At 63.6% G+C, this 5,285-nt stretch carries 5 protein-coding genes; 2 read left to right on the top strand and 3 right to left on the bottom strand.

Features of this window, described 5'->3' with window-relative positions; translation table 11 throughout:
* Positions 1-212 precede the first annotated feature (212 nt).
* Both LQR33_RS21675 and LQR33_RS21670 read left to right on the top strand, forming a co-directional pair.
* Complete coding sequence (locus LQR33_RS21675) at positions 213-1,724, top strand: sensor histidine kinase (protein ID WP_166438010.1); 1,512 nt, start codon at positions 213-215, stop codon at positions 1,722-1,724.
* Positions 1,721-3,313 carry a DUF3369 domain-containing protein gene (locus LQR33_RS21670; protein ID WP_166438009.1) on the top strand — a complete coding sequence of 531 codons (1,593 nt, stop codon included), beginning with the start codon at positions 1,721-1,723 and terminating at the stop codon, positions 3,311-3,313. The genes LQR33_RS21675 and LQR33_RS21670 overlap by 4 nt, the downstream gene beginning before the upstream one ends.
* A 66-nt stretch (positions 3,314-3,379) precedes the next feature.
* Here the strand turns inward: LQR33_RS21670 and trhA are convergent, their stop codons facing one another.
* The 3 genes from trhA to LQR33_RS21655 form a co-directional block, all read right to left on the bottom strand.
* A complete protein-coding gene (gene trhA / locus LQR33_RS21665; protein WP_231470385.1) occupies positions 3,380-3,997 on the bottom strand; it encodes a PAQR family membrane homeostasis protein TrhA in 618 nt (205 codons plus the stop codon).
* Between the two features lie 163 nt (positions 3,998-4,160).
* Positions 4,161-4,817: an adenylate kinase gene (gene adk, locus LQR33_RS21660; protein ID WP_166438007.1), complete on the bottom strand. Its 657-nt coding sequence runs from the start codon at positions 4,815-4,817 to the stop codon at positions 4,161-4,163.
* Positions 4,818-4,874: 57 nt separating this feature from the next.
* Positions 4,875-5,285 (bottom strand): cytidylyltransferase domain-containing protein (locus tag LQR33_RS21655; protein ID WP_414626570.1); only part of this gene is annotated, 411 nt, incomplete at its 5' end.

The following is a 5,285-nucleotide window of genomic DNA, read 5'->3' as shown; positions in this document are numbered from 1 at the left end:
CTGGGCGGCCTGCTGGCGCAGAAGCTGCCGCTGCGCCGCGCGCAAACGCAGCCGCTGGCCGCGCCTCCGTCCTGAGCCGCGACCGCTCGCAAACCAAGAGCCGTTCTCGATCCGGCATGGCAATTCCTTCGCCCTCTGCCTACGATTCATTCTGAGGGCACGGGTAAACAGGCACCATGAAAAGCATCAAGACAAGGTTAATGTTATGGCTGATGGCATGGATCACCACCATTCTGGGGACGACTGGACTGTATTTCTACATCCATGACTACAATATCGACCAGAATGACTTCCAGACCCAGCGCGCCGCCGTTCAGTCGCGGCTTTCCCTGTCCCTGCCGCACGGCATCTGGCAGCTAGACGACGAAAACGTCCGCTTGGCGCTGGACAGCGAGCTGAGCTGGCCCTCGGTGATCGCCATCAACGTCAAGGGAGAAAGCGGCCTCAACCTGGGCCGCACCCGCGACGCCAACGGCAATCTGCGTGACATGCTGCCCAACGAGCAACCCAAGGTCGACGACACCCTCAGCATTCCCATCATCTACCAGGGCAAGGAGCACCTGGGCACCGCCACCGTCTACCTGTCGCACGACGCGCTGCGCGCGCGCGAAGACCAGCACCTGATCACCATCGTCGCCCAGATCGTGCTGCTGGACGGACTGATCTTCTTCATCATGTCGTTCAATCTGCAGCGTTTCATCTTCCAGCCGCTGGCTAAACTGCAGCAGGCGCTGAATACCGCGATCCGAGCGCCGGACGCCAGCGGCGCCCAGATCACCCACTTGGCCGACGACGAGATCGGCGGCATCGTCAACGGTTTCAACCGCATCGTCGCCCGCACCGCCGCCGACCTGGTGAAACGGACCGCGGCCGAGGCGATCGCCCGCGAGGAAAAAGAGAAGGCGCAGCAGGCCTACAGCCAGCTGATGGCGACGCAAGAGACGCTGGTGGAGGCGGAAAAGATGGCGTCGCTCGGCAGCCTGGTCGCCGGCGTCGCCCACGAAATCAACACCCCGGTCGGCATCACGCTGACCGCCGCCTCGCACCTAGGCACCGCCACCTCGCACATCACCGGCAAGCTGGACAGCGGCAACATCAAGAAGAGCGACTTCCAGAGCTATCTGGAGACAGCGCAGGAATGCTGCGAACTGATCCTGGCCAACTCCGAACGCGCCGCCAACCTGATCCACAGCTTCAAGCAGGTGGCGGTGGACCAGACCAGCGAGGCTAGGCGCAGCTTCCACCTGCACGATTACCTGAACGAGGTGATCACCAGCCTGAAACCCCGCTTCAAGCACACCAAGGTCTCGATAGACATCCAGTGCGAAGAGGACATCCTGCTGGACAGTTACCCCGGCGCGCTGGCCCAGGTGCTGACCAATCTGGTGGTCAACGCGCTGATACACGGCTACGAAGGCGGCGAGATCGCCGGCGCCATCGTCATCGAGGCGCACCGCAATGCCGCCCAGCACGTATCGATGACCATCAGCGACAGCGGCCAGGGCATCACGCAGGAAAACCTGAGCCGGGTATTCGAACCCTTCTTCACCACCCGCCGCGGCACCGGCGGCAGCGGCCTCGGCCTCAACATCGTCTACAACATCGTGCGGCAGCGACTGGGCGGCAACATCGAGGTTCACAGCGAGGTTGGACAGGGCACCCGATTCACGCTGGACATGCCTTGCATCGCCCCCACCGTCCAGCATAAGGAGAATGTGGCATGAGCCAACAAGCATCGCTTCCAGACGACGACAACTGGCTGCTGGACGACAACGACGGCGAAGAAACGCCCCGCCCGTCCGAAGTGCGCAAGCCCTGGAAAGTGCTGATCGTCGACGACGAGAAGGACGTGCACACCGCCACCCGCATCGCGCTGCGCGGCATCAGCTACAAGGAGCGGCCGCTGGAGCTGCTGAGCGCCTACAGCGGCGCCGAGGCCTTCCAGATGCTGCAGCAACATCAGGACATCGCGCTGATCATGCTGGATGTGGTGATGGAAAGCGAGGACGCGGGCCTGAGGCTGGTGCACCGCATCCGCGAGGAGCTCGACAACGGCGTGGTGCGCATCGTGCTGCGCACCGGCCAGCCCGGGCAGGCGCCGGAGCAGGAGGTCATCCTCAATTACGACATCAACGACTACAAGACCAAGACCGAACTCACCACCCAAAAGCTGTTCACCACCACCATCGCCTCGCTGCGCGCCTACGAAAACCTGGTGTCGCTGGAAAAGAACCGCCAGGGCCTGGCCAAGATCCTGGAGAGCGCGTCCGATCTGTACCAGCTGCACTCGCTGCGGGAATTCGCATCCGGCGTGCTGCGCCAGATCAGCGCGCTGCTGGACATCGGCACCGACGGCATCCTGTGCGTGCGCAACGACAATATGGTCGGCCGGCCCGAACTGGAAATCCTGGCGGTGTCCGGCGCCTACGAATACCTAGCGGAATCCGGCGACCTGTCCAACGAGCCGCACCTGGAAGCGGTGTTCCAGCAGGTATTCAAGGAAAAGCGCAGCATTTACCAGCATCCCTACGACGTGCTGTACATCTCCTCGCGCAACCGCCGCGAATTCGCCGTCCACTTCATGCCGCAATGGCCGCTGGACGCCGTGGAGCGCGACTTGCTGGACGTGTTCTGCCAGCGCATCTCGGCCGCCTACGACAACCTCTACCTGTACAACCAGCTGCGCAGCGCGCAAGAGGCCACCGTGGTGGCGCTGGCCGACCTGGCGGAATTCCGCGACACCGACACCGGCGACCACGTGCTGCGGGTGCAGAAGCTGACCGACGCCATCGCCGAGGAAATGGCCGGCGACAACCATTACCCCGAGCTGATGACCCGGGAGTTCATGGACATGGTGGGCATGGCGAGCATCCTGCACGACATCGGCAAGGTGGCGACGCCCGACAACATCCTGCTGAAACCCGGCAAGCTGGATCCGGACGAGCGCGCCATCATGGAGCAGCACGCGACCATAGGCGCGCAAATCCTGGCCAAGTCCGCCCAATTGGTGGAGGGCGCCAGCTATCTGTCGCTGGGCTCGGAGATCGCCGGCGGCCACCACGAGCACTTCGACGGCAACGGCTATCCCAACAAGCTGAAGGGACAGGACATTCCCCTGTCCGCGCGCATCGTCGCGGTGGTGGACGTGTTCGACGCCTTGCTCAACAAGCGACCCTACAAGGAGCCGTGGAGCATGGAGGACACGATGAAATACATCAATGGCCGCTCCGGCACTCAGTTCGATCCGCATGTGGTCGCGGCGCTGAGCCGGCTGGTGGGCGAGGACAGGCTGCCGGTGCAGTTCGGCGACTAGATCGGCTTGCCCAGCAAATGAAAACGGCAGCGCTCGGCTGCCGTTTTTCGTTCCCGCGAAATGCGCTCAGGCCACGTAGTTCAACACGCAAAGATACTGGCAGATGCTGCCGCCCAGCACGAACAAGTGCCAGATGCCGTGTCCGTGGCGTATCTTCTCATCGTTCAGGAACCAGTAGATGCCCGCGCTGTACAACAGGCCGCCCAGCGCCAGCCAGAACAGGCCGCCGGGCTCCAGCGCCTCGATCAGCGGCTTGATCGCGATCAGCACCAGCCAGCCCATCGCCACGTACAGGATCATGGACAGGACGCGGGTGCGCCGCCCCAGCGTCAGCTCCTGAATGATGCCGAACAACGCCAGCCCCCAGCTGACGCCGAACAGGGTCCAGCCCCAGGCGCCGCGCAGCGTCACCAGCGCGAACGGCGTGTAGCTGCCGGCGATCAGCAAGTAGATCGCCGAATGGTCGCACTTCTGCAGGATGGCCTTGGCCCGCCCCCTGAAGCTGTGGTACAGCGTCGAGATCAGGTACAGCGTCACCAGCGTGCCGCCGTACAGGCTGAAACTGACGATTTTCCACGGATCGCGCTGCATGGCCGCCTCGACCACCAGCACCACCAGACCGGCTATCGCCAGCAGGGTGCCGGCAAGATGCGAATAGCCGTTGAAGCGTTCGCCGCGATACATAATTGTTTTTCCTCGAGGCCGGCATCCGGCCGGCGTTTGCTGCAGTTTGGAGCCTCATTCGCTCCTTGAGGTTCCATTGTCCCCCGTCCGACGATCCAAGACCAGCGGTTTGCTCAAACAAAAAGCGGGCCGAAGCCCGCTTGTTTCCCGGCAACCGCCGGAATCAGGCGCCCAGCGCCTTCAGCACTTCGTCGCGCACGGTTTCCACCGCGCGGGTGCCGTCAATCTTCACGTACTTCGGCGCCTTGGCGCTGCCGCTCTCGGCCAGCTTGCCGTAGAAGCCCACCAGCACGGCGGTCTGTTCGTGGTAAACGGACAAACGCTTCTTGACGGTTTCTTCCTTGTCGTCGTCGCGCTGAACCAGTTCTTCGCCAGTCACATCGTCCTTGCCGGCCGCTTTCGGCGGGTTGAAGGCGATATGGTAGGTGCGGCCCGAGGCCAGGTGCACGCGGCGGCCGGCCATGCGCTCGACGATGGCGGCGTCCGGCACGTCGATCTCAACCACGTAGTCGATGTCCACGCCGGCAGCGATCATCGCCTCGGCCTGCGGAATGGTGCGCGGGAAGCCGTCGAACAGGAAACCGTTGCCACAGTCGTCCTGGGCGATGCGCTCCTTGACCAGACCGATGATGATGTCGTCGCGGACCAGGCCGCCGGCATCCATGATGGCCTTGGCTTCCAGGCCCAGCGGGGTGCCGGCCTTGACCGCGGCGCGCAGCATGTCGCCGGTGGAGATTTGCGGGATGCCGAACTTCTCGCGGATGTAGTTGGCCTGGGTGCCTTTGCCGGCGCCCGGAGCGCCCAACAGGATCAATCGCATTTATGTGACTCCAGTCTGTTTGATTTATGAATTCTTTATGGAGCGCCTACAGCCCCCTCAAGCGAACAGCCGTCGTACCCGTTCCAGGTCTTCTGGCGTGTCCACCCCGGCGGCCGGCGCCTCGTCCGCCAATGCCACCGCGATGCTGTAACCATGCCAGAGCACGCGCAATTGTTCCAGCGCCTCGTATTGCTCCAACGGTCCCGGCTCCAAGCCGGCGTAAGCGGCCAGGAAGCCGGCGCGGTAGCCATACATGCCGATGTGGCGGTAGACCGGCAGTCCTGCCGGCAGCGCCGAGCGGTCGGCGGCGTAGACGTCGCGGGCGTAAGGAATCGGCGCGCGGCTGAAATAGAGCGCGCGGCCGTTCTTGTCGAGAACCACTTTCACCACATTGGGATTGAAATGGTCGGCCGCGTCGTTCAGCGCGTGCGCCAGCGTCGCCACCGGCGCGTCGCCGGCGGCCAGCAG

Source organism: Chromobacterium piscinae, assembly GCF_021129175.1.
Taxonomy (GTDB): Bacteria; Pseudomonadota; Gammaproteobacteria; order Burkholderiales; family Chromobacteriaceae; genus Chromobacterium; species Chromobacterium piscinae.
The sequence above is the reverse complement of the archived record's forward strand: the minus strand, read 5'-3'. Positions and strand labels throughout refer to the sequence as shown.

What these genes read in the sequence shown, in the direction of transcription:
- LQR33_RS21675 (WP_166438010.1), top strand. Translation starts at nt 213, where the DNA reads ATGGCATGGATCACCACCATTCTGGGGACGACTGGACTGTATTTCTAC.
- adk (WP_166438007.1), bottom strand. Translation starts at nt 4,817, where the DNA reads ATGCGATTGATCCTGTTGGGCGCTCCGGGCGCCGGCAAAGGCACCCAG.
- LQR33_RS21670 (WP_166438009.1), top strand. Translation starts at nt 1,721, where the DNA reads ATGAGCCAACAAGCATCGCTTCCAGACGACGACAACTGGCTGCTGGAC.
- trhA (WP_231470385.1), bottom strand. Translation starts at nt 3,997, where the DNA reads ATGTATCGCGGCGAACGCTTCAACGGCTATTCGCATCTTGCCGGCACC.